This window comes from Priestia sp. TRN 1309 (assembly GCF_050846875.1).
GTDB lineage: Bacteria > Bacillota > Bacilli > Bacillales > Bacillaceae_H > Priestia > Priestia zanthoxyli.
On the sequence record NZ_JBOZGM010000012.1, the window covers coordinates 28,285 to 50,128 of the forward strand.

Consider the following 21,844-nt stretch of genomic DNA (forward strand, 5'->3'; position numbering starts at 1 on the left):
AGTTTTGTTTTACTTAACTTAAAGTTTACTTTTAACCTTAAAATATTATACATGAATTATTTTTTAGTACAACCTTAAACACTTAAAAAATAAAAACTCCTTTTATTTAAAAGGAGTTTTTATTTTTATTTATACAACTTATGCGTTTCGTACTGTTTCCCCGATAATGTATCAAACTCAACTTCATGGTAATCTTGAAGGTCTTTTGCAGCTTTATTAGAGAGCGCTGCCGGCTCATCCACTAGCTTTCCTTTTGAGTTTATATACATATTTGAACGAAAAGCCGGCACTTCTGTTTTCATTTGATTCAGCTGATCGTAGAATAGATTACTTTTGTAACCAAGAGATTGAACAAGTGTCGGAGCAATATAAATAGGACTCATCGTACCAAGATTTTTATCTATTTTTGTATCGTAATTAGATAAAAATAAGAGCGGCGTCTCATAAAATTTTCGAGATGTTTGCTGCGTTTTCTCGTTTCCAAAACCCGTTTCTTTGTAAGCTTGAAGGTTTTGTCCAAGTGCTGGCAAATGATCTCCCCAAAATACTACAATGGTCGGCTCATCCAACTTTTGAATTTCATCGTTCAATCGTTTTAAAGCAGCATCTGAACGTTTGATTCCTTCAGCATAAATTTCAATTTCCTTTTGCATTTCTGGTGATAACCCTTTACCGGTTACTTTAATGGTTTCCTGACCATTATACTTATCCGCAGAATAAGGAAGATGATTTGCAATCGTTACAGCATGCACAAATGCAGGCTTTTTCGACTGACGAAGCGTATCCAGTACTTCATCAACTACCGCTTCATCAGAAACAAATTCTTTGTTATCTTTTTGCGTATGCTTCATTTGATCAATAAACTTCACTTGATCAAATCCCAAATTTGGATACACATTTTGTCTCATATAAAGCATGCCGCTGTTTGGATGCATAGCTGTTGTAGCATAGCCTTGTTTTTCTAAATAAGAAACAAAAGACGGATATTCTTTTTTACTCAATACATGCTGATAAGGAAGACCTCCAGGGTTAAAGAAAGACAAAGAGTAGCTCGTCAATGCTTCAAACTCTACATTAGCTGTCTCCCCGCCAAATGAAGGACTTAAAGACCACCCAGAAGGATATTTCTTTTGAAGCTCCCTTGTATTTTTCATTGGATCTTCAGAGAACGTCACGTTAAGCTTTGTTGGGTCCCAAAACGTTTCATTCATTACAAACACAACGTTTGGCTTGACTTCAGTCCTGCTTTCTTGTGTTTTCTCTTCCTTTGACTGAATGCGTTTTGCCACTTTGGCCATTACTTCCTGTGAGTAGTCATCCGGCTCTTGCAGCACATCTGTTTTAACATTTGAAATCATGCCAATAACCGGTCCATTATAGTAATAATTATTTTGCTGATTCCAAGGCATCAGCGCAGCATATTGATCATAATATTTTTGAGCAAACGAGTGTTCAAAGAATAAAAATGATTTCATTAAAAAGATAAGCGGCAGAATCATAATAATTCGAAGAAACCATCGAATTTTAATTTTCGGCAAGAAAAACCAAAGAGCAATCAGTACGACAATAGATCCAATAACTCCTATGACAATAGGAATTGAAATGGAATCTTTAATCATTGGAATAACTTCTTTTAACTGACTCGCCTGAATAAAATCGTTCGGGAACAATGGTTCATTTCGAAAGATTTTTTTATAATAGTTTACAAGAGCTAAAATAAAATACAGAACAAAGGTAATCCCAGCCCCTAAATAAGCTTCCCCTACTAGCATAATGATCGCTAGTGTTAACAGCGAGAGTAAAAAGACCGTAAAAAGATAGCGTTCAGGGTATGCTTGCATCCACTCTATTGTTTTGCCTGGATTATGTATATCAATATGATAGATAACAAAAACCATAGCAGAAACGGCTGCTACCGCAATTGAAAACACAATTGCCGTAAAAATGGCGTACCACTGCGAACCTTGTATTCTCTCTATCTGATTAAATCGAATTAGCAAATAGAAAGTGAGCGCCCATAAAACAAGTGAGCATCCCCCTATTAATACGACGAACCCAGCTGTATGGATTTGGGCCCAGTCAAACAATATCTTTGTGTCATTTGATATATTAAGCATAACAACACTGTATAAAAAAACGCTAAGCAGCCCATACGCCACCAGCATTGGCAAAGAACGATACAAATGTTTAAACATAACCTTAAGCCTCCTATTTACAATATCTTAACACTTTTAATATGATTTTAACATTCCTATCTCTCTCGCTTTCACGCCTAATTTTCCCATGATCATACCACTAACATTTCCCGAGAAATTTCACACGAAAAAAGCCCGCTTTTCTGATGAAAAGACGGGCCTCTTAGCCGTTTTATACGTATGTAAAAATTGCTGCTATGAACGTTCTTTCACTGCTTCTGCTTTTAGCAAATCACGAATTTCTGTTAAAATCTCTTCTTCTTTTGACAGAACAGCCACTTCTTCCTCTACTTTCTCTTCTTCTTTTCTCTTAAAGCGATTAAAGAAACGAATAAATAAGAAAATCGAGAATGCAACAATTAAGAAATCAACAATCGTTTGAATAAAAGATCCATACAATACCGTAGCATCTCCAACCGTGAAGGATAAATCTTTAAAGTCTATCCCTGCTAACAACAAACCAATCAGCGGCATAATAATATCATTTACAAGAGACGTGACAATTTTTCCAAATGCCGCTCCAATAATAACACCGACTGCTAAGTCTAATACGTTTCCTCGCAAAGCAAATTCTTTAAATTCTTTAAGCATCTGTTTGTTCCACCTCCTGCCCTTCATTTCAAACTTTCATGATAATACATCCTAAATTAAACAAACAAGGTGCATTTTCATTTTTCTCTTTTTCATGAGATATGTACCAGACCTTTAGTTGTATTTCTGCCCATATTTTTACTTTATATTCGCGTGTAAATAAAAACGAACTTTCAGTTTTCATTCAGGTAAGGTTCATGTTCAGTCCATTTTTCTTTTATACACTAATAGCATGTAATTCATCAAATATGTAAACGAGCAATAGAGGAGATGGCTAGAACGTGAGAAAAATTCTACTGCGAGCAGCGACTGTGTGTCTCGCAGCTATTATCAGTATTTCATATACAGCAAGCACGGCGGAGGCAAGTGAAAACACAGCAAGTGAAGATTTAATTATTATTAATAAAAAAACAAATCAGCTTGCTTATTTTCATAACGGAAAATTAGAAAAGACGTATTCAGTAGCTACGGGAAAAACATGGAGCGATACGCCGGTAGGCTTTTTCAAGATTGTTAACAAAATTAAAAATCGCCCTTACTATACAGGGCACATTGCAGGAGGCGCTCCCAATAATCCTCTTGGCTCTCGCTGGCTAGGGCTTAATGCAAACGGAACAACCGGCGACACATACGGTATTCATGGGAATAACTCAGAAGCTAGCATTGGCAAATATGTAAGCCACGGCTGCGTACGGATGCACAATGCGGATGTGGAAGAACTATTCGATAAAGTAGCAGTAGGAACATCTGTAACTATTACGTATTCATCAAAAACCTTCGAAGAGCTGGCAAAGGTATATGGCTACGGACAGCTGTGAAAAATAAAAGCTTATCCAAAAAATGTGGATAAGCTTTTATTCTTCTTTATTCCCATACATGAGCTCCGTACTATGTGAATATAGCTCAATAATATTCCCAAACGGATCTTCGCAATAAATTAAGTAATAAGGTTTTCCAGGTCTTGTATTCCATACTTGGCTACGCTTTTTACCGCCTGATTGTTCGATTTTATCCGCTAATTTTTCCACGTCATCGGCTATTAAACACATGTGAAAATAACTTTGATACTGCTCATCGCTGTCTTTTAATACAAGAGGCATTTGCGGCTTATTAAATTCAAACAGTTCAATGCCTACCTGGTTATCAGCTGTCATGTGAGCATTTTTCATTTTTTTAATATGAGACCCTAGTAAATCTTGAGTCATATTTTCAGCTTTTTCTTCCTCCGCATTAAACGTATAAGGACCGGCAATCAGCTTAAAACCTAAAACTTTCCCATACCACTGGACGGCTTCTTCTACATCAGGTACAGCTAATCCAACGTGAGTAATAGCTACCATTTTATCATCCTCCTATACACAAACATTCCCTTTCTACAAAAAGAAAAACAGCCCATTTAAAATGGACTGTTTACACGTATTAGAGTCATTTACGATTTTAAAGCATTATATTGAGCAATGATTTCTTTTGTTAAATTATTACTTGCCTCTAACCCACTGACCTCTTTTAACACATACTCAATACCATACTCATGAATATTCGCTTGAAGCTTCATAGCCTCTTTATCTTCTTGCGGGTCAAATAGAAGCGCAGCAGCGATGGCCTTCGCTAAGTGGGTATAAGAAAGGCCCGCTTTTTTTGCTTCTAGCGCTGGACGAATCAAACGATCCTGAGGTCCAAGTTTGCGAATTGGCGCTCTTCCTACCCGTTTAACTGAATCATTTAAATGAGGATTCTTAAAGCGCTCAATAATTTTTACGATGTAGGCTTCGTGTTCCTCTCTATCTAAGTCATATCTTTTAATTAGATAGTCTCCTGTTTCTCGTAGCGTTTGCTGTACTTGTTGGTAAATATCTGAATCTCTTAACGTTTGATCAATCGTTTCTTTTCCTTTTAAATAACCAAAATATGCAATCACCGCATGTCCTGTATTTACTGTAAATAGCTTTCTTTCAATAAAAGGAGCAAGGTCAGGCACAATCGTCATTCCTTCTACAAAAGGAATATTTTCAGGTGCCTCTACTACCCATTCATAATAGGATTCTACTAAAACATCAAGCGAACCTTGGTTGTGTTGAAGAGGTACGATACGATCTACAGCTGAATTGAAGAAAAAGACCTTATTTACCATATGAGCTTTTGTCTCTTCATCCAGCGCATCAAAAATATAGCCTTTTAATAAATCTGTCGCAGAGATTTGATTTTCACATGCAATAATATATACCTTTTCGTCGCTTGTTTTCACACGCTCAGCCAGACCTTTAGCAATTAAAGGAGCAATGCGAGGCAGAACGTTCGGTCCGATGGCTGTCGTAATGTACGTTGCTTCTTTAATCGCTTTAATGACTGCTTGTTCTTGCGTCAGATTATTTAAACCAGATACGTTTTGAACAGCTAATGTCTCTGGGTGCTCTGCGGCTGTTATTACGTTATACCCTTCATCTGTGTTTAACTGATTAATAATCTTTTCAGCAATATCTACGAATGTAACGTGATAGTTGCTTTGAGAAAATAATGCCCCAATAAATCCTCGCCCAATATTACCTGCTCCAAAATGAACTGCTTGTTTCACAAAAATCATTCCTTTATCAAATTATTTCGAAGGTACTCATGAAACGTATCCTCTAGCCTTTTGCGAATTATCTCTTCGTTCGAAGACGAAAAAACCATCATTGCTTCATGATCTTCAATTAAACTTGTACTAATTAAACTTAAGATTTCTTGCTGTACTTCACTTAACTCCTCAGGTGCTAGCATTAATAGAAGGTTACGCGCCTGCATGTTTGTTCCGTCCATACCTTTAACTGTGCAAGGCTGTTCTAAATGTGAAACTTGAAAAATCAGCTCTTTCACGTGATGTTCACGGCAATGGAACAGTGCCATACTCGTTTGCGGAATACCTAAACCGCCTTTGTTTTCTCGTTCCTTAAGCTGATCAATAACGCAGCTGGCATTGGTTATTAAACGTTCTTTTTCAGCTGCTTTTACTACGTGCGAAATCACTTGATCATGACTCACTGCATCCGAAAATCGATACATTCTAAGGTTTTGAAGAATTGATTCGATACTTCCATGCACATCTTTAATTTGCTTCATCGTTTCCTCAAAAGACGGTTTTTGTGTAGAGACGGTCTTATTTTTATATTGGAACGAACGATAGCCCTTATCTTTGGTTAACTTTTGAATGTTTTTCTGTAAAAAATTCTGAACGGACTGAATATCCTCTTCGGTTAAGAGTGGATTGACTAAAATGTAATCGACATTTAAAAAAGGAAGTCTTACTGTTGAAATCACTACGTCATACCCTTCAAGCGCCGCTTCTTTGATTTCTTTTACCGATTTAATGACAACTGAATTAATCTCCGGAATCTCTTTACGAATACGGCTAGCTAACATTTTCGAAGTGCCGATTCCAGTTGGACAGACAATCAGTGCCTGAATTTCCATGACTTCTTCTTTTAGCACTAGCGTTGAACCGAAATGCAAAACAAGATATGCCACTTCATCATCTGGAAAAACTAAATCCGGCAGCTCTTGATCGATACTGTTTCTCACAGCCATAAATAAAACAGGGTACTTTTTCTTAATCTCTTCCGTTAATGGATTAAAAAGCTCCATTTTTTGCTTAAGACGAAAAATTGCCGGTTCCATATGAGCAAGCAGCCCTTGGTAAAGGGAAAAATCACCGGTCAAGTCGGTGTTAAGCTGAACAGAAACATGAGAAATCATATTCTTAATAATCTGCCCAACCACTACGCTGTCGTAATATACGTCTCTAGTAGTTTGGAACTTAGCTGCACGCAGCCGTACTGCTAAGAAATGAATATCTTTTTCCGTGAAAGAAAGAGAAAATACCCGTTCAATTTCGCGGCAAATATCCTTCATTAAGAACAGTTCACTCGCCAGCTCTTCCGTTTGGCCGCCATCGTCTTCTAGATACATTTGCTTTTTCGTTCGCTGTATCATAATGCAAATATGAACAATGAGCCCTATATAATCGCTGTCAGCCAGCTTAGAATGATGCTGATTAATCGCTTGATGTACAATTCGGTCTACTTCTGCTAAATAATTCGGATAAAAATAATGCAAAATCGTTTCATCCGTATGCTGTTGATTTTCTACTAGAAACAAACATTCAATTAACTCTTCATTAAAATGGACAAGAAAATAATTGGCTAATGCGTTCCGTTTATTGGCTTCAGTAGCTTGAACCTCTACTCCGACCCCTCTCTTTCGATGAAGGAAAACGTCAAATGTGGTTAACCACTCTGTTAATTCATCTAGATAAGCAGTTAGTGTAGTAATACTTACTTCTAAGTCTTTAGCCAGCGTTTGTAATTTAAATGAATCTCCTTCTTCTAGAAGAAGAATTAAAAGAATTAATTTTCTTTCCTGTGGAGACTGATCCGTCGTTTTAATCTTCATCAGCTCTTGGATAAGACGAAAAATCTGTTCATTTTTACCTTCAATCATTAGTCCTTCATCTTGTGTACGAATCAGCTTTAAATCAAATTTTTCAAGTATTGATTCAATTGCCTTCAAATCTCGGTGAACGGTTCTTACACTTACATTCAAAAAAGTAGCAAGTGTAAGTGCTGTATGCTTTCCTGCCGTTTTAATAATTAACTCAATGATTGATTTTTCTCTTGAAGTAATAAACAAGAACATCAACTCTTTTCTTATTTATAAACAAAGGATAAAAAGGCATCTTCATGCCTTTCTATCCCGTTAGTTACTTTGAATAATAGCCATTAATTCTTTAGCTGATTTGGCATGAACCATCTTTTCAATATTGTTCATATCAGAACATGTAATCGCGATACCAGATAAAATTTCTAAATGGGTGCCGTCTTTTCCGGCAATTCCGAAAATCAAACGAACTTTCTCACCATCAAAATCAACGCCTTCTGGAACTTGAATTACTGTAAAACCTGATCTTAAAACGTTCTTTTTCGCTTCTTCCGTACCGTGCGGAATCGCTACGTCATTTCCCATATAAGTAGAAGTCATATTGTCTCGCTCAATCATCGCTTCAACATAGTTTTCTTCTACATATCCGCCTTTTACTAACACACTTCCTGCAAATCGAATTGCTTCTTCCTTAGAAGAAAAGTGCTGATTCAAGAAAACGTTTTCTTCTTTTAATAAACCATCATTACTATCTGTATAGTTTTCTGCAGATACATTCTTTTCTTCTTCCGCCTTAGAAGTAGTATGATCATTTTTTAGTTGATCAATTAGTTTGTCATATTCCGGGCTAGATAGAAAGTTATCCACCGAGATATGATACGCATCTGGAACTTTGTTTTGAGCTCTTGGCGTTAGCTCTTCCTGTGTAATAACGATTTGAGCATCACTTGGAATATTACTGATAGCTGTATTTGTTACCGAAATATTTAAATCTGCTTGTTTAACTTTCTTGCGAAGAAGAGAGGCGCCCATTGCACTCGATCCCATACCTGCGTCACAGGCAAAAACAATTTTTTGAACGCTTGCTGGTACGTCGCCTTGCTGTTTTGTAAAGCTTCCTGCTACAGAGCTCTTCTTGCCCTTCATCTCTTGCATTTTGCGAGCTGCTTCGTCCAAATCTTCTGTTTGCTTGCCCGTTTTTAAAATTAACGAACCTACAATAAACGATACGACGGCTGCAACAAGAACACCTGAGATATTTGCAACATAGCTGCCTGCATTACCTGGTGTAGCAGCTAAAATAGCCAAAATACTTCCTGGTGAAGCAACGGCTTGTAAGCCTCCTCCTAAAAGAACAAATGTAAATACTCCGCTCATTCCTCCTAAAATAGCCGCAATGATTAGAAGAGGACGCATTAAAACGTAAGGGAAGTAAATTTCGTGAATTCCGCCAATAAAATGAATGATGGCCGCTCCCGGTGCTGACTGTTTTGCTGTTCCTTTTCCAAAGAAGCAATACGCTAACAGAATTCCTAATCCCGGACCAGGATTTGTTTCTAATAACAATAGAATGGACTGTCCGTTTGTTCGAATTTGTTCTGCTCCAATCGGAGATAAAATGCCGTGATTAATGGCATTGTTTAAGAATAAAATTTTAGCTGGTTCAATTAAAATACTTGTAAGAGGAAGAAGGCCATGTGCAACCATCCAATCTACACCCACTACAAGTGCACCTGTAAATCCGTCCACAGCTGGGCTAACTCCTAAAAAGGCTAGAATCGCTAGAATTCCTCCAAGAATACCTGCTGAGAAATTATTAATTAACATCTCAAATCCTGTTTTGACTTTACCTTCAATAAACTGGTCAAACTTCTTGATGATATAACCGCCCAGCGGCCCCATAATCATAGCGCCTAGAAACATCGGAATATCAGATCCAACAATGACGCCCATGGTCGCGATAGCACCTACAACGCCTCCGCGCTGATCGTGTACAAGCTTTCCTCCTGTGTAGCCGATTAGCAGCGGAAGCAAATATTTGACCATTGGATCCACTAGTTTGGCAAGGCTTTCATTTGGAAAAAAGCCTGTTGGAATAAATAAAGCAGTAATAAGTCCCCATGCAATAAATGCTCCGATATTTGGCATAACCATTGAACTTAGAAAGTTCCCAAATTTTTGTACAGCTACTTTTATATTAGATTGAGCCATTTGCTCTCTTCCTTTCTCTACGTGATGATACTTTAATCGTAAGAGATTAAACGCTTTCATTCAATGAATAGGAAAACTAACTTTGTCGTACCACAGACGGACAAAGCTTTTAATTACATAAAAAAGCAGCTGAATTACACGAATTCAGCTGCTTTCTAACTTAATATTTATCTAATTCACTTACAGGAGATTGAATAATAACTGGATTTTTCTCTGGATTTAACCATTTTAAAATAGAGACAACTTGTTCTTTAGAAGTGGCCGTACATCCTGCTGTATAATTTGTTCCTACATGAAAGAAGATTGCACTTCCCTTTCCTGGGGTTCTAGATTCATTATAATTAATGACAAACCCATAATCATAAGCCGGGATATCCATGTTCTCAGCGCTCGTCCAGCGGCCATTCGCTGGCTTTTGCTGCCACGTATTATACAGAGAGCTTTTTGAATCGTCTACCCACACATCATTTGATGTAATCTTTCGATATGGAAGCTTAGTTCCAGGATTTGCATAGCGTCCGAATGCTGTGCCAATTGTATATTTCCCTGTCGGAGACTCCATATCTCCTTCTTTTTTCGCTAAAGCGAATCCTTTTTGTCCAAGTACACCGTTCGCAGTTAAAACTTGCTTCCATTTTCCATCAACTTTTTCAAATGTTTGAATTTTAGCAGACTTCGTATCGTAGTTATCTGCTGTAACCAAGATGACTTGCTGAGCGTTGCCTAACGTTTTAAAAGAATCGACTACGAGCTTTGGAGACGCTGTAGCTGAAGCCTGTACATAGTCACTGCTTACATAGCCTGTGCGGCCGTTATAGTTAATTTTGTACCAGCTTCCGCTTTTGCTCACCACAGACAGCTTCTGGCCTTTTGTCACACTTCCTATAGAGGCATAGTTGGTGCCTGCTCCGCTTCTTACGTTCAGCGTGCTCGCCGTTACTGTGTACGTTGTGCTTTCTGCTGGTGGCGTTGTTGGGGCCGTTGTTGTTCCCGATGCTTGTACATAATCGCTGCTTACGTAGCCCGTGCGGCCGTTGTAGTTGATTTTGTACCAGCTTCCGCTTTTGCTCATCACAGACAGTTTCTGGCCTTTTGTCACACTTCCTATGGATGCATAATTGGTGCCCGCTCCGCTTCTTACATTCAGCGTGCTTGCCGTTACTGTATACGTTGTGCTTTCTGCTGGTGGCGCTGTTGTTCCTGATGACTGTACATAATCGCTGCTTACGTAGCCCGTGCGGCCGTTGTAGTTAATTTTGTACCAGCTTCCGCTTTTGCTCATCACAGACAGCTTCTGGCCTTTTGTCACACTTCCTATGGATGCATAATTGGTGCCCGCTCCGCTTCTTACATTCAGCGTGCTTGCCGTTACTGTATACGTTGTGCTTTCTGCTGGTGGCGCTGTTGTTCCTGATGACTGTACATAATCGCTGCTTACATAGCCTGTGCGGCCGTTATAGTTAATTTTGTACCAGCTTCCGCTTTTGCTCACCACAGATAGTGTTTGATCTTTTACTACGCTGCCGATAATCCCGTAATTCGTTCCCGCTCCGCTTCTCACATTTAGCTTGCTTGCCGTTACTTTATATGTAACTGTTGCTGCATATGCCTTTTCTTGATTTCCCCCAATTGAGCCAAAGCCAGGCGTTACAGCCGTTGCAAGCGTAGCTGTTAACGCCATCCCCACCATTAATTTTTTCAACTGCTTTCCCTCCATTTATTCCTTATAAAATTCTACTATTTTCTATTCTTAATTCATTATCTTACCATATTCCAAACGAAGGGAAAGGGTCAATAGATGCTTTTCACACGGCCTATAAAAAAAGACAGACCTCTTTGATAGGTCTGCCTCTTTCACTATTATCCTAAATCAACGTTGTGATATACTTGCTGCACATCTTCTAAGTCCTCTAATGCATCAATCATTTTTTCAAACTGAGCTTGTGCATCTTCAGGAAGAGTTACATCATTTTGAGCAAGCATCGTTTGCTCAGCTACTGTAAATTCCGTAATACCAGCATCGTTGAACGCTTTTTGTACCGCATGGAATTGATCCGGATCAGCATAAACAATTACAGAATCTTCTTCTTCTAAAATGTCACGCACGTCTACTTCTGCTTCCATTAACAGTTCTAGCGTCTCTTCTTCATCCTTACCTTCTACACCAATAACAGCTGTTGGATCAAACATATACGCTACTGATCCGCTTACTCCCATATTACCGCCGTTTTTACCAAAGGCAGCACGCACGTCTGAAGCTGTTCTGTTTACGTTATTCGTAAGAGCATCTACGATAACCATTGAGCCATTTGGTCCAAAACCTTCGTAACGAAGATTATCGTAATTTTCTTCTGAACCGCCCTTTGCTTTTTCAATGGCACGGTCAATAATTGCTTTTGGCACATTGTATGTTTTCGCGCGTTCTAATACAACTTTTAACGCTTGGTTTGATTCTGGATCTGGCTCACCTTGTTTTGCAGCCACATAAATCTCACGGCCAAACTTGGCATATATACGACTTGTATTAGCATCTTTTGACGCTTTCTTTTCTTTAATATTGTTCCACTTACGGCCCATATTGTTTCACTCTCTTTCAAAATTGAATCTAATAAAATAAATAGGCAATGATATATCCGTTTTTATTATACATCAATTCCCTCTTATCTTTCGAGTTTAATACCTAAAAAAGACAAGCAATCTTTTGGTATATTTCGTTAACTAAATAAATGAGAAAACCATTTGATAACAGGCTGAATGATTTTTGTATATACTTTTTTCAGCGGTTTGTATATACATCTCACCCAAATCCACCGTAAAGGATAGTAGATCATATGAATTATGATCCACTTAACTCCTTTCCAAAAACAGAAGAATATACGCTGACAAAATGAAACCACGGGAATAACAATTTCATTGTAAAATGGCAGCACAACATATTTCCATAGAAGATAACAAGGGTAACAAACCATGTATAAAACAGGGTATAAAACATACTTCCATATAAATCTAGTTATAGGCAAAAAACATCGTTTCCAAACGAAGAGAATAAAAGGATAGATGAGGACACTCCATAGCCAAGAAATAGGATAAACGAATAAAAAACGTATAATGTATCTCCAAATGAAATCAATGACAGGTTGAATAATTCTTGTTCCTATCCATATGAGGGGCTTAGCGATAAAATATATCCATATCTTACACAAAATTTGAAATACAAAATAAAAGGGAAAATACAAGACAAAAAAGATGCCTCGCAACACGTACTTTATACTTTGAGCTACTCCACTAATACTTTTCACTTCCTTTTTTATAAATGAGTTTCGTTCATTTACCTACTCTATTATATAAAATAAATGAAGCAAGCAAATATATTTTTTAGCTCAATGAGAATTATATACAAAAACACCCTTCTATAATAGAAGGGTGTCTAGAACCTTATTATTCTACAGTAACTGATTTTGCTAAGTTACGTGGTTTATCTACATCGCAATCGCGGTGCAATGCAGCGTAGTAAGAGATTAATTGTAAAGGAATAACCGCTGCTAGTGGTGAAAGTGTTTCGTGAACTTTCGGAATCACGTAGCGATCTTCTTCTGTTTCTAATCCTTTCATTGAAATGATACAAGGATTAGCTCCACGTGCTACTACTTCTTTTACGTTACCACGGATGCTTAAGTTTACATGTTCTTGTGTTGCTAATGCAATAATTGGCGTATTGTTTTCAATTAAAGCGATTGTTCCGTGCTTAAGCTCTCCTCCAGCAAATCCTTCTGCTTGAATGTAAGAGATTTCTTTTAGTTTTAACGCGCCTTCTAAACCTACATAATAATCAACAGAACGTCCAATAAAGAATGCGTTGCGAGTTGTTGCTAAGAATTGAAGAGCAATGCTTTCCATTTCTTCTTTGTCGTCGCAAAGTACTTCCATTGTGTTTGCTACGATTGCTAACTCTTGAACTAAATCAAATTCTAATTCAATGCCGCGTGTTTTTGCTGTTACAGCCGCTAGAATTGATAGGACTGCTAATTGAGCTGTATAAGCTTTTGTTGATGCTACAGCAATTTCCGGACCTGCATGAAGTAATAACGTATAATCAGATTCACGAGATAATGTTGATCCCGGAACGTTTGTGATTGTTAACGCTTTGTAACCTAGTTCTTTAATTTGAACTAATACTGCACGGCTGTCAGCTGTTTCTCCACTTTGAGAAATAAAGATAAACAGTGGCTTTTCAGATAAAAGCGGCATGTTGTAAGAGAATTCACTTGCTACGTGCACTTCTACCGGAACCTTCGCCCACGTTTCAATGAATTGTTTACCTACTAGGCCTGCATGATAGCTTGTTCCACATGCTACGATATAGATGCGGTCTGCTTCATCCATTGCTCCTAAAATGTCTGCATCAATGTGCAGTTCATTGTTTTCATTTTGATACTCTTGAATGATTTTACGAACAACTAAAGGCTGCTCATCAATTTCTTTTAACATATAGTGAGGGTACGTACCTTTTTCAATATCACTTGCATCAAGCTCTGCTGTGTAAGGTGCTCTTTCTACCACTTCACCATCAAGCGTTTTAATTGTTACGCCTTCTTTTGTAACAATTACTGTTTCTTTATCCATTAATTCTACGTACTGATCTGTTACTTGAAGCATTGCCATAGCATCGCTTGCTACAACGTTAAATCCTTCGCCAACACCTACAAGAAGCGGGCTTTTGTTTTTAGCTACGTAGATTGTATTTTTATCTTCGTTATCAACAAGAGCTAGTGCATAAGAACCGTGAAGCAAGCTTACTGTCTTGCGGAACGCTTCTTCTACATCTAAGCCTTCTGCTGCGATTTTTTCAATTAACTGAACGATTACTTCTGTATCCGTTTCGCTTTTGAACGTTACATCTTGTAAATATTCACGTTTTAAAATAGCGTAGTTTTCAATTACACCATTATGCACAAGCGTGAAGCGTCCAGATGTACTTTGATGCGGGTGAGCATTTTCTTGGCTTGGTACACCATGAGTTGCCCAACGCGTATGACCGATACCTGCTGGTGCTACAACACTGTTATCTACTGCCTGACGCAATTCTGCAATACGGCCTTTTTCTTTGAATACGTGTACGCCTTCATTGTTAACAACTGCAATACCTGCTGAGTCATAGCCACGATATTCTAACTTTTCAAGACCACGTAATAAAATTTCTTTCGAATCTTCTGTTCCAATATATCCTACAATTCCGCACATAGATAAAATCCTCCTTCATGTATGAAAAGAGAGTCTCTTTTCATCATCAATGATTATCATCTCAATGCTTTTGTCCAATAAGTCACCTCATTGTTTTTCACATCAAGTTTTCGGCCGTGATAATCAACAACCGGGAGGCATCCGCCGATACTTCGATAAACCTCCTCCTCGTCAACTAAGTCGTTTCCGTCCCTTTACTTAGTTCAGGCGCTTTGTATTCACTTTTAAAATAGATTGTTCACTCCTTTACATAAATTAAGAGACGAACAGATTTAATATTACAATAAGAAGTGAGAAAACGTCAATTATCTTCTTTACTATCTGTAAAAACAGCCTTTAGCATCAGATAATTTCCAAGAATTTTTCTCAACAATATAAAAATATGCATAAGCAGCTTGAAACGTCACCGCTTATGCATATAATTAATGAATTACTCTAAGCCCATTTCTTCTTTTACTACTTCTACGATACGCGTTACATAAGTTTCACATTCTTCTTGTGTTTGTGCTTCAACCATAACACGTACTAACGGCTCTGTTCCTGAAGGGCGTACAAGTACTCGGCCATTACCGTTCATTTCTTTTTCCACTTCTTCAATAACCACTTTTACCTTCTCGTTATCTGTAACATGATGCTTATCCGTTACTTTTACATTTACAAGAAGCTGAGGATACTTCTTCATTTCAGCTGCTAATTCTGATAAAGGCTTTTTCGTTGCTTGCATAATGTTTACAAGCTGAATAGCTGAAAGCATACCGTCACCTGTTGTGTTGTAATCTAAGAAAATAATATGACCTGACTGTTCTCCACCTAGGTTATATTGATTAGCTTTCATTTCTTCTACTACATAACGGTCGCCTACACCCGTTTGTGCACTTTCAATTCCGCTAGCTTCTAGTGCTTTATAGAAGCCTAAGTTACTCATAACAGTAGAAACAAGCGTATTTTTCTTTAAACGTCCTTGTTCATATAAGTACTTTGCACAAATGAACATGATTTGATCACCGTCTACAATCTCGCCTTTTTCATCGATTGCGATTAAACGATCTCCGTCTCCATCAAATGCTAACCCAACATCCGCTCCTTTTTCTTTTAAGAAGGCACTTAATGCTTCCGGATGTGTAGATCCTACACCGTCATTGATGTTTAATCCGTTTGGTGATGCCCCCATTGTAGAGATATCCGCATCTAAATCTGCAAATAAATGTGCTGCTAACGATGACGTTGCTCCGTGCGCACAGTCTAATGCAACATGAATACCTGAGAAGTCTTCATCAACCGTTTGTTTTAAGTATTGAAGATATTTTTGTCCACCTTCGAAGTAGTCATTTACCTGACCTAAATCTCCCCCAACAGGTCTTGGTAATTGATCTGTTTCACTATCCATTAACGCTTCAATTTCATTCTCTTGTGCATCTGACAGTTTAAATCCATCTGGACCAAAGAATTTAATTCCGTTATCTTGAACTGGGTTATGTGAAGCAGAGATCATGACTCCTGCTTGTGCGCCAAGTGCTTTTGTTAAATACGCTACCCCTGGAGTTGAAATAACGCCTAATCGCATAACTTCTGCACCAATTGAAAGCAAGCCTGCAACAAGCGCTCCTTCTAACATATGACCAGAAACGCGTGTATCGCGTCCGATTAATACCTTTGGTCGCTCTGCATCTTTTGTTAGAACGTAACCACCTAAGCGTCCAATTTTAAAAGCAAGCTCAGGAGTTAATTCACTATTGGCAACTCCTCGTACTCCGTCTGTTCCAAAATACTTACCCATTAATTTTCTCTCCTTCATGTCAAAACATTTAGTTTCCTGATGTATTATCTGTCTGTCCATCTACGGGTGTAGAATTTTCATCACTTTGATTACTACTATCGTCACCAGTTTCTGTATTATCTGTTGGTGTATCTGTATTGTCTTCAGGTGTATCAGTCTCTTCGCTTGGTTTATCAGTTGAATCACCTGAATTTCCCGTCCCAGGATTTGTTCCTGATCCTGATCCAGTTCCCGTGTCTGGCTTTGTTTCTTTATCGCTCGTGCTTCCACTTGTTTCTTTATCCGTTTGCTCATCATTTGTCCCTGATTGTTTTTTCGCTGTTACACGAACTTTTGCCTGTTTAGTCGATAGTGTTGATGTAACAGAGTCAGGACTATTTATTATAATAGGAACCGTGTGCTCCCCAGCAGATAAATTCCCTACATTCGCTGACAAGCTAATGCCGCTTTTCGTTAACTTATCTAAATCAGATTTTGGTCCTTTTACATCCGCATCTACTGAAGTAGGAGAAAGCAGTTCATACGTGTACTTTGAGGATTGACCAGTTAAAGAAACCGGCAAATTCTTAAATGACTTAGTCTCAGCTGCACTTGCGTCCGTTTCTTCTGCGTCTTTCTCATCACCTTGTTTGTCTACTTCCACATGAACGGTAATTTGTTTAGGACTTACACTATCTATTCCGTCTGGAACAGGGACATTCACCTTAATATCTTTAGATTTCGTAATACCGGTAACATCGACTGGAATATTATCAATTTTATCGATTTTTTCTAAAGAATCAGATGGACCGATAATTTTCACGGTATCTGTTTTAGGCTCTAGCTTCGTAATGTTGACACCGTCGCCTGGCGTGCCTTCTTGAATCACATCGATCGGCACTTTTTTACTAATATTTTTCACCGGGATTGTTACATTGACCGTTTCTGGTTGAACTGTTACATTCAATTTATTTAAATTCTTGTCTAATGCGACAACAGTTGCTTGTTTCGTCACTGTTTTTGAAGCATTATCTAAATCAATAATAGCTTTTACATAAGCAACTTGGTCTAATTGACTTGATGCGCCCGTTACCGTGACGGCTCTTGGGCTAACGGTTGCTTCCCCTGCTTCATACCCATTTTTGACCTTATTTTTATCATAACTTGCCTCTACTGAAAACTGTTTTGAATCGCGTTCTTCAATTGTTACATTTACAATATCAGGCTTAACCACTACGTTTAAATTATCAGAGATATTTCGATACTGAACCTTGACTCTATGCTGCCCTAAGCTTAAATTATCAAGGTCAATATAAGCTTGATAATCTTTTTGTAGCTTTGTTTGAGCCAAAATATTTTTAGGACCTTCCAGTGTCATAATGACCGTATCCGGAACACCTCTTACAATTCTGTTCTTCTCATTGTAGGATACTTGAACCGGAACATCTGTTAATGTTTCTACTCCAGTGTTGGCAGAACTGCTTCGGTTCAGAATTTTATTTGATGAACTGGCACCATCATCTAAATTAACAGATAAATATAACATGAAGGCTAACAGCAACGCGATAATTTTCATAACCCACGATCGATTCATCAATTTATCCATTCTTCTTCAACCTCCATTGCCAACGAGTGGAAGAAGTTGCTTTAGAAGTTGTGACTAATTCTTTTTCTAGCATTTCTCTCAATGTATCAATGGTCAATTCACGATACAATTCACCGTTTTTGGTAACGGAAATGCCTCCAGTTTCTTCAGATACAATGACAGTCACACTATCTGTTACTTCACTTATTCCTACAGCAGCACGATGGCGAGTACCTAATTCTTTTGAAATAAAAGGACTTTCAGATAAAGGTAAGTAACATGCTGCAGCGGCTACTTGATCCCGCTGTAAAATAACCGCTCCATCATGAAGGGGTGTATTCGGTATAAATAAGTTGATTAATAATTCAGAAGAAATATTAGAGTTGAGCGGTATACCTGTTTCAATATAATCACCCATACCCGTCTCTCTTTCAATTGAGATCAATGCACCTATGCGTCTTTTAGCCATATAATGCGTTGCTTTTATAATCGCCTCAATCGTAACGGTACGTTCATCTTCTTCAGGCAAATTACTGCGTGAAAACAAACGTCCTCTCCCAAGCTGTTCAAGCGCTCGGCGCAGCTCTGGCTGGAAGATAATAATAATAGCTAAAAATCCATACGTTAACGCTTGGTCCATTAACCATTGCAACGTATTTAGTCCAAGGAAGTTACTTATAAAGCGGACAACTAAAATTACCGTGATTCCTTTTAAAAGCTGTACTGCTTTTGTACCTCTTATGACCATAATTAATTTATATATGACGAACCATACCAGGAGAACATCAACAATTTTTCCTAAATATGAGAGGATTGGCAGGTCTCCAATAGGCATCTTCTCACTTCCTCTATATATGTAATAAAGATAACATAACCGTTTTATTATACCATAAAACAAAATTACACTGTAAATTACATCTTATTTTTAAATCCTTGTTCCTATATAATGTAGCCTTCTTTTTATATAAATAAAACCGTCCACTGTTCCTCTCTAACAAGATAAGCGGACGGTTTTATGTTTAACTATTAAAAGTCAACAGCTTGCTTGGCATGAGTTTTGACGTTATACCATACCCAGTCAAAAATCTTGTCTAACTCTTCAATATTGCCTGTCACTTCTCCTGCAGAAGCTAGATACTTATCACCATGTATAACAGTAACGTTTCCATCTACTTTTCCTTCAATTTTAATATCGCCATTTCTCACAGTAATATCACCTTTGACGGTCTCACCTTTTGGTACAACGACTGTTTTATCGTGAATGACCAGGTTCGGCTGCTTTGAAACAGAAAAGTCTTCATCCGTTTCCCAAGCTGAAAACACCGTGCCGGACATTAACAGCACAAATACAGCAGCTGCACTAAGAATCGGATGGTTTGTAAACCATCTATTCATTCGAATTCGATTCTTCTCACGTGGTAACCCGGCCATAACACCTGCTGTAAAGTTCATAGGTAATTCTATATGAGAAGTGCTTTGCACAAATGCAATCGTTCTTTTTAACTGATGCATATGCTGCTGACAACCTTTGCATTGGTGCAAATGCTCTTTTAATAACAGTTCATTTTCTTTTGTAATATCTCCATCTAAATGCTCATGAATGAGGTTTACATACATTTTTGGACATTTCATTCTTAGTTCACTCCTTACAAGTGGCGAAGTCGATTTCTTAAAGCTTCACGTCCTCTGTGAATTCTAGTCTTTACCGTACCAAGAGGCAGGTCTAAAATATCGCTGATTTCTTTTAACGACAGCTCATCTATATATTTTAGGACAATGACAGTTCGATATTTCTCAGGTAGCTTTAATATTTCCGACTGAATGAATTCTTGCAATTCTACTTGCTCTAGCTCTTCCTCTGGTAAGGCCTGATCGGCAGCTATTTGAGAGTACATATTTAACCCGTCGGTCCCGGCTACTTCTGCATCTAAATAATAGTCTGGCTTTTTCTTACGAATTCGATCAATACAAAGATTTGTAGCAATTCGATATAGCCAGGTGGAAAACTTTTTACTCGTGTCATAGCTATGAATATTTACATAGGCTCGAATAAACGCTTCTTGTGCAGCGTCTTGCGCTTCTTCCCGGTTTCCTAGCATTCGATAACATAGATGAAAAAGTTTATCCTTGTGATATTCTACTATGTCAGCAAACGCATCCTGGTCACCTTTTTTTACTTTTTTTATTTTTCTTTTTAATAATAAATCCATGTAACGGTTACCTCCGCCCATTGCGGGATAGTATATATACGTGTACTTTATCATAAAGTTTCACTTATGCTTAATTATTTTAACAAAAATTTGTCAAATACGTTTAAAAAGATCGTACGTAGGTTATGTAATTAGTATAGATGAAAAGAAGAGGAGTGGAAAGCTTGACTCATACAAAAGAAAACCTTTTGAATCAAATTGAAGAATGTAGAAATAACATGGTCACTCTTGCAGCAGAAAATCCTTTATCATCACTAACAGTGGTGAGAGTAAGCTCAGAGCTAGATGGTCTATTAAATGAATATGAAAAGTTTTTCTCTATATAAAGAAGCTCTAGAATCTGAACTAAGAGCTTCTTTTTTTTATCTTCACATTTGTTTCATGTACCTTTTGGTAGGCAATAATGTTTTATACTAATTTTTCTCCTAAAAGTGAGCCCATTAATGCAACAGCTACGGTAGCTGTTTTATTTCGCTCATCTAAAATAGGATTCACTTCCACAAACTCGGCAGAAGTGATTAGCTGAGATTCTGCCAACATCTCCATAGCTAAATGACTTTCTCTGTAGCTTATTCCACCGATAACTGGCGTTCCTACTCCAGGTGCATCATGTGGATCCAGTCCATCTAAATCGAGTGATAGATGAACGCCATCTGTTTTATCACGCAAATATAAAATTGTTTCTTCCATTACTTTTGTCATACCCATTCGATCTATCTCATGCATCGTATACACTTTAATTCCTTTTTCCTTTATTAGCTCTTTTTCTCCTTCATCTAAAGAACGGGCTCCGATAATCACAATATTCTCGGGCTTGACTTTAGGGGCATAGCCACCAATTCGAGTCAATGCTTCGTCTCCTATACCTATACTTGCCGCCAATGGCATACCGTGAATATTTCCGGAAGGAGACGTATCTGCTGTATTTAAATCTCCATGTGCATCATACCAAATTACACCCAAATTTTTATAATGACGACTTACTCCTGCTAGTGTTCCGATAGCGATGCTGTGATCTCCCCCTAGCACTAAAGGAAACCTTTTATTTGTAATAACATCACTTACGGTCTGAGCAAGTCTTTCGCTAGCATCCGCTACAGCTTTTAAATTCTTTAAGTTTGTATTTTCATCACTATGTACTCGTTCAGCTAAGGCAATTTCAATATTCCCTTTATCTTCTACACTATATCCAATATTCTCGATGCGTTCCATAACACCTGCATATCGTATCGCACTTGGCCCCATATCGACCCCTCGGCGAGTTTGACCTAAATCCATTGGTACTCCAATAATTGAAAGCTTATTCATAATATGTCCCCCCATCACAAATGTTGCTACTCTCTTATTGTAACGGCTAAATGAGCGATGGCTCAACTCGACACTTTTTTGAATATATATACAATTCTAATTTGTAGAAACTACACAAAAAAACCTTTAAGCAAATTGCTTAAAGGTTGTACGTTTATATGTATGGTGGAGCCTAGCGGGATCGAACCGCTGACCTCCTGCGTGCAAGGCAGGCGCTCTCCCAGCTGAGCTAAGGCCCCAATATGTTTTTTTATATAGAAATGGAGCGGAAGACGAGGTTCGAACTCGCGACCCCCACCTTGGCAAGGTGGTGTTCTACCACTGAACTACTTCCGCT

At 38.0% G+C, this 21,844-nt stretch carries 17 protein-coding genes and 2 tRNA genes; 2 read left to right on the top strand and 17 right to left on the bottom strand.

The annotated features are described in order from the left end of the window. Positions 1 to 125 precede the first annotated feature (125 nt). Both ACRPLQ_RS25705 and mscL read right to left on the bottom strand, forming a co-directional pair. Complete coding sequence (locus ACRPLQ_RS25705; protein WP_367077746.1) at positions 126 to 2,195, bottom strand: LTA synthase family protein; 2,070 nt, start codon at positions 2,193 to 2,195, stop codon at positions 126 to 128. 195 nt (positions 2,196 to 2,390) lie between these two features. Further along, a complete protein-coding gene (gene mscL, locus ACRPLQ_RS25710) occupies positions 2,391 to 2,786 on the bottom strand; it encodes a large conductance mechanosensitive channel protein MscL (RefSeq protein WP_028411898.1) in 396 nt (131 codons plus the stop codon). A gap of 281 nt (positions 2,787 to 3,067) precedes the next feature. Here mscL and ACRPLQ_RS25715 point away from each other — a divergent pair, with 281 nt between their 5' ends. Beyond that, positions 3,068 to 3,604: a L,D-transpeptidase gene (locus ACRPLQ_RS25715; RefSeq protein ID WP_098113861.1), complete on the top strand. Its 537-nt coding sequence runs from the start codon at positions 3,068 to 3,070 to the stop codon at positions 3,602 to 3,604. A 36-nt stretch (positions 3,605 to 3,640) separates the two neighbouring features. On the opposite strand, the gene ACRPLQ_RS25720 is transcribed toward ACRPLQ_RS25715, so the two are convergent. From ACRPLQ_RS25720 to sigW, 12 genes are all read right to left on the bottom strand, one after another. Next, the gene (locus ACRPLQ_RS25720) at positions 3,641 to 4,126 is read right to left on the bottom strand and encodes a VOC family protein (RefSeq protein ID WP_028411900.1); all 486 of its coding nucleotides are present in this window, start codon (positions 4,124 to 4,126) and stop codon (positions 3,641 to 3,643) included. A gap of 89 nt (positions 4,127 to 4,215) precedes the next feature. Then, positions 4,216 to 5,358: a mannitol-1-phosphate 5-dehydrogenase gene (locus ACRPLQ_RS25725; RefSeq protein WP_028411901.1), complete on the bottom strand. Its 1,143-nt coding sequence runs from the start codon at positions 5,356 to 5,358 to the stop codon at positions 4,216 to 4,218. Positions 5,359 to 5,363: 5 nt separating this feature from the next. Next, positions 5,364 to 7,454, bottom strand: coding sequence for a BglG family transcription antiterminator (locus tag ACRPLQ_RS25730; protein ID WP_367077745.1), 2,091 nt, complete (start codon positions 7,452 to 7,454; stop codon positions 5,364 to 5,366). Positions 7,455 to 7,514: 60 nt separating this feature from the next. Beyond that, the gene (locus tag ACRPLQ_RS25735) at positions 7,515 to 9,407 is read right to left on the bottom strand and encodes a PTS mannitol transporter subunit IICBA (protein ID WP_028411903.1); all 1,893 of its coding nucleotides are present in this window, start codon (positions 9,405 to 9,407) and stop codon (positions 7,515 to 7,517) included. Positions 9,408 to 9,567: 160 nt separating this feature from the next. Next, positions 9,568 to 11,109: an SH3 domain-containing protein gene (locus ACRPLQ_RS25740; protein WP_162200725.1), complete on the bottom strand. Its 1,542-nt coding sequence runs from the start codon at positions 11,107 to 11,109 to the stop codon at positions 9,568 to 9,570. 158 nt (positions 11,110 to 11,267) lie between these two features. Continuing rightward, positions 11,268 to 11,984 (bottom strand): YebC/PmpR family DNA-binding transcriptional regulator, encoded by a 717-nt coding sequence (locus ACRPLQ_RS25745; protein ID WP_098113864.1) that lies wholly within the window; start codon positions 11,982 to 11,984, stop codon positions 11,268 to 11,270. An 861-nt stretch (positions 11,985 to 12,845) separates the two neighbouring features. Then, complete coding sequence (gene glmS / locus ACRPLQ_RS25750) at positions 12,846 to 14,648, bottom strand: glutamine--fructose-6-phosphate transaminase (isomerizing) (RefSeq protein ID WP_014461996.1); 1,803 nt, start codon at positions 14,646 to 14,648, stop codon at positions 12,846 to 12,848. 430 nt (positions 14,649 to 15,078) lie between these two features. Beyond that, on the bottom strand, positions 15,079 to 16,425 hold the full coding sequence (gene glmM, locus ACRPLQ_RS25755) for a phosphoglucosamine mutase (RefSeq protein WP_028411905.1): 1,347 nt from the start codon (positions 16,423 to 16,425) through the stop codon (positions 15,079 to 15,081). A 28-nt stretch (positions 16,426 to 16,453) separates the two neighbouring features. Continuing rightward, positions 16,454 to 18,010, bottom strand: a complete 1,557-nt coding sequence (locus ACRPLQ_RS25760; RefSeq protein WP_028411906.1) for a CdaR family protein — start codon at positions 18,008 to 18,010, stop codon at positions 16,454 to 16,456. Then, on the bottom strand, positions 18,003 to 18,824 hold the full coding sequence (gene cdaA / locus ACRPLQ_RS25765) for a diadenylate cyclase CdaA (protein ID WP_013054971.1): 822 nt from the start codon (positions 18,822 to 18,824) through the stop codon (positions 18,003 to 18,005). Before cdaA ends, ACRPLQ_RS25760 begins: the two co-directional genes overlap by 8 nt. Positions 18,825 to 19,015: 191 nt before the next feature. Further along, positions 19,016 to 19,621 carry an anti-sigma factor family protein gene (locus ACRPLQ_RS25770; RefSeq protein WP_013081391.1) on the bottom strand — a complete coding sequence of 202 codons (606 nt, stop codon included), beginning with the start codon at positions 19,619 to 19,621 and terminating at the stop codon, positions 19,016 to 19,018. A 14-nt stretch (positions 19,622 to 19,635) separates the two neighbouring features. After that, positions 19,636 to 20,199 carry an RNA polymerase sigma factor SigW gene (gene sigW / locus ACRPLQ_RS25775; protein WP_013054969.1) on the bottom strand — a complete coding sequence of 188 codons (564 nt, stop codon included), beginning with the start codon at positions 20,197 to 20,199 and terminating at the stop codon, positions 19,636 to 19,638. A 155-nt stretch (positions 20,200 to 20,354) separates the two neighbouring features. Between sigW and ACRPLQ_RS25780 the strand changes: the two genes are divergently transcribed. After that, a complete protein-coding gene (locus tag ACRPLQ_RS25780) occupies positions 20,355 to 20,525 on the top strand; it encodes an aspartyl-phosphate phosphatase Spo0E family protein (RefSeq protein WP_223260213.1) in 171 nt (56 codons plus the stop codon). Between the two features lie 82 nt (positions 20,526 to 20,607). On the opposite strand, the gene rocF is transcribed toward ACRPLQ_RS25780, so the two are convergent. From rocF to ACRPLQ_RS25795, 3 genes are all read right to left on the bottom strand, one after another. After that, the gene (gene rocF / locus ACRPLQ_RS25785) at positions 20,608 to 21,507 is read right to left on the bottom strand and encodes an arginase (RefSeq protein WP_028411907.1); all 900 of its coding nucleotides are present in this window, start codon (positions 21,505 to 21,507) and stop codon (positions 20,608 to 20,610) included. Positions 21,508 to 21,670: 163 nt separating this feature from the next. Then, positions 21,671 to 21,746 (bottom strand) — tRNA-Ala (locus ACRPLQ_RS25790). Between the two features lie 22 nt (positions 21,747 to 21,768). Beyond that, positions 21,769 to 21,843 (bottom strand) — tRNA-Gly (locus ACRPLQ_RS25795). Between the last annotated feature and the right edge of the window lies 1 nt (position 21,844).

Coding starts and splice junctions, on each gene's coding strand:
- ACRPLQ_RS25730 (WP_367077745.1), bottom strand. CDS start 7,454: ATGTTCTTGTTTATTACTTCAAGAGAAAAATCAATCATTGAGTTAATT.
- glmM (WP_028411905.1), bottom strand. CDS start 16,425: ATGGGTAAGTATTTTGGAACAGACGGAGTACGAGGAGTTGCCAATAGT.
- ACRPLQ_RS25760 (WP_028411906.1), bottom strand. CDS start 18,010: ATGGATAAATTGATGAATCGATCGTGGGTTATGAAAATTATCGCGTTG.
- cdaA (WP_013054971.1), bottom strand. CDS start 18,824: ATGCCTATTGGAGACCTGCCAATCCTCTCATATTTAGGAAAAATTGTT.
- sigW (WP_013054969.1), bottom strand. CDS start 20,199: ATGGATTTATTATTAAAAAGAAAAATAAAAAAAGTAAAAAAAGGTGAC.
- mscL (WP_028411898.1), bottom strand. CDS start 2,786: ATGCTTAAAGAATTTAAAGAATTTGCTTTGCGAGGAAACGTATTAGAC.
- rocF (WP_028411907.1), bottom strand. CDS start 21,507: ATGAATAAGCTTTCAATTATTGGAGTACCAATGGATTTAGGTCAAACT.
- ACRPLQ_RS25770 (WP_013081391.1), bottom strand. CDS start 19,621: ATGAAATGTCCAAAAATGTATGTAAACCTCATTCATGAGCATTTAGAT.
- ACRPLQ_RS25720 (WP_028411900.1), bottom strand. CDS start 4,126: ATGGTAGCTATTACTCACGTTGGATTAGCTGTACCTGATGTAGAAGAA.
- ACRPLQ_RS25745 (WP_098113864.1), bottom strand. CDS start 11,984: ATGGGCCGTAAGTGGAACAATATTAAAGAAAAGAAAGCGTCAAAAGAT.
- glmS (WP_014461996.1), bottom strand. CDS start 14,648: ATGTGCGGAATTGTAGGATATATTGGAACAGAAGATTCGAAAGAAATT.
- ACRPLQ_RS25705 (WP_367077746.1), bottom strand. CDS start 2,195: ATGTTTAAACATTTGTATCGTTCTTTGCCAATGCTGGTGGCGTATGGG.
- ACRPLQ_RS25735 (WP_028411903.1), bottom strand. CDS start 9,407: ATGGCTCAATCTAATATAAAAGTAGCTGTACAAAAATTTGGGAACTTT.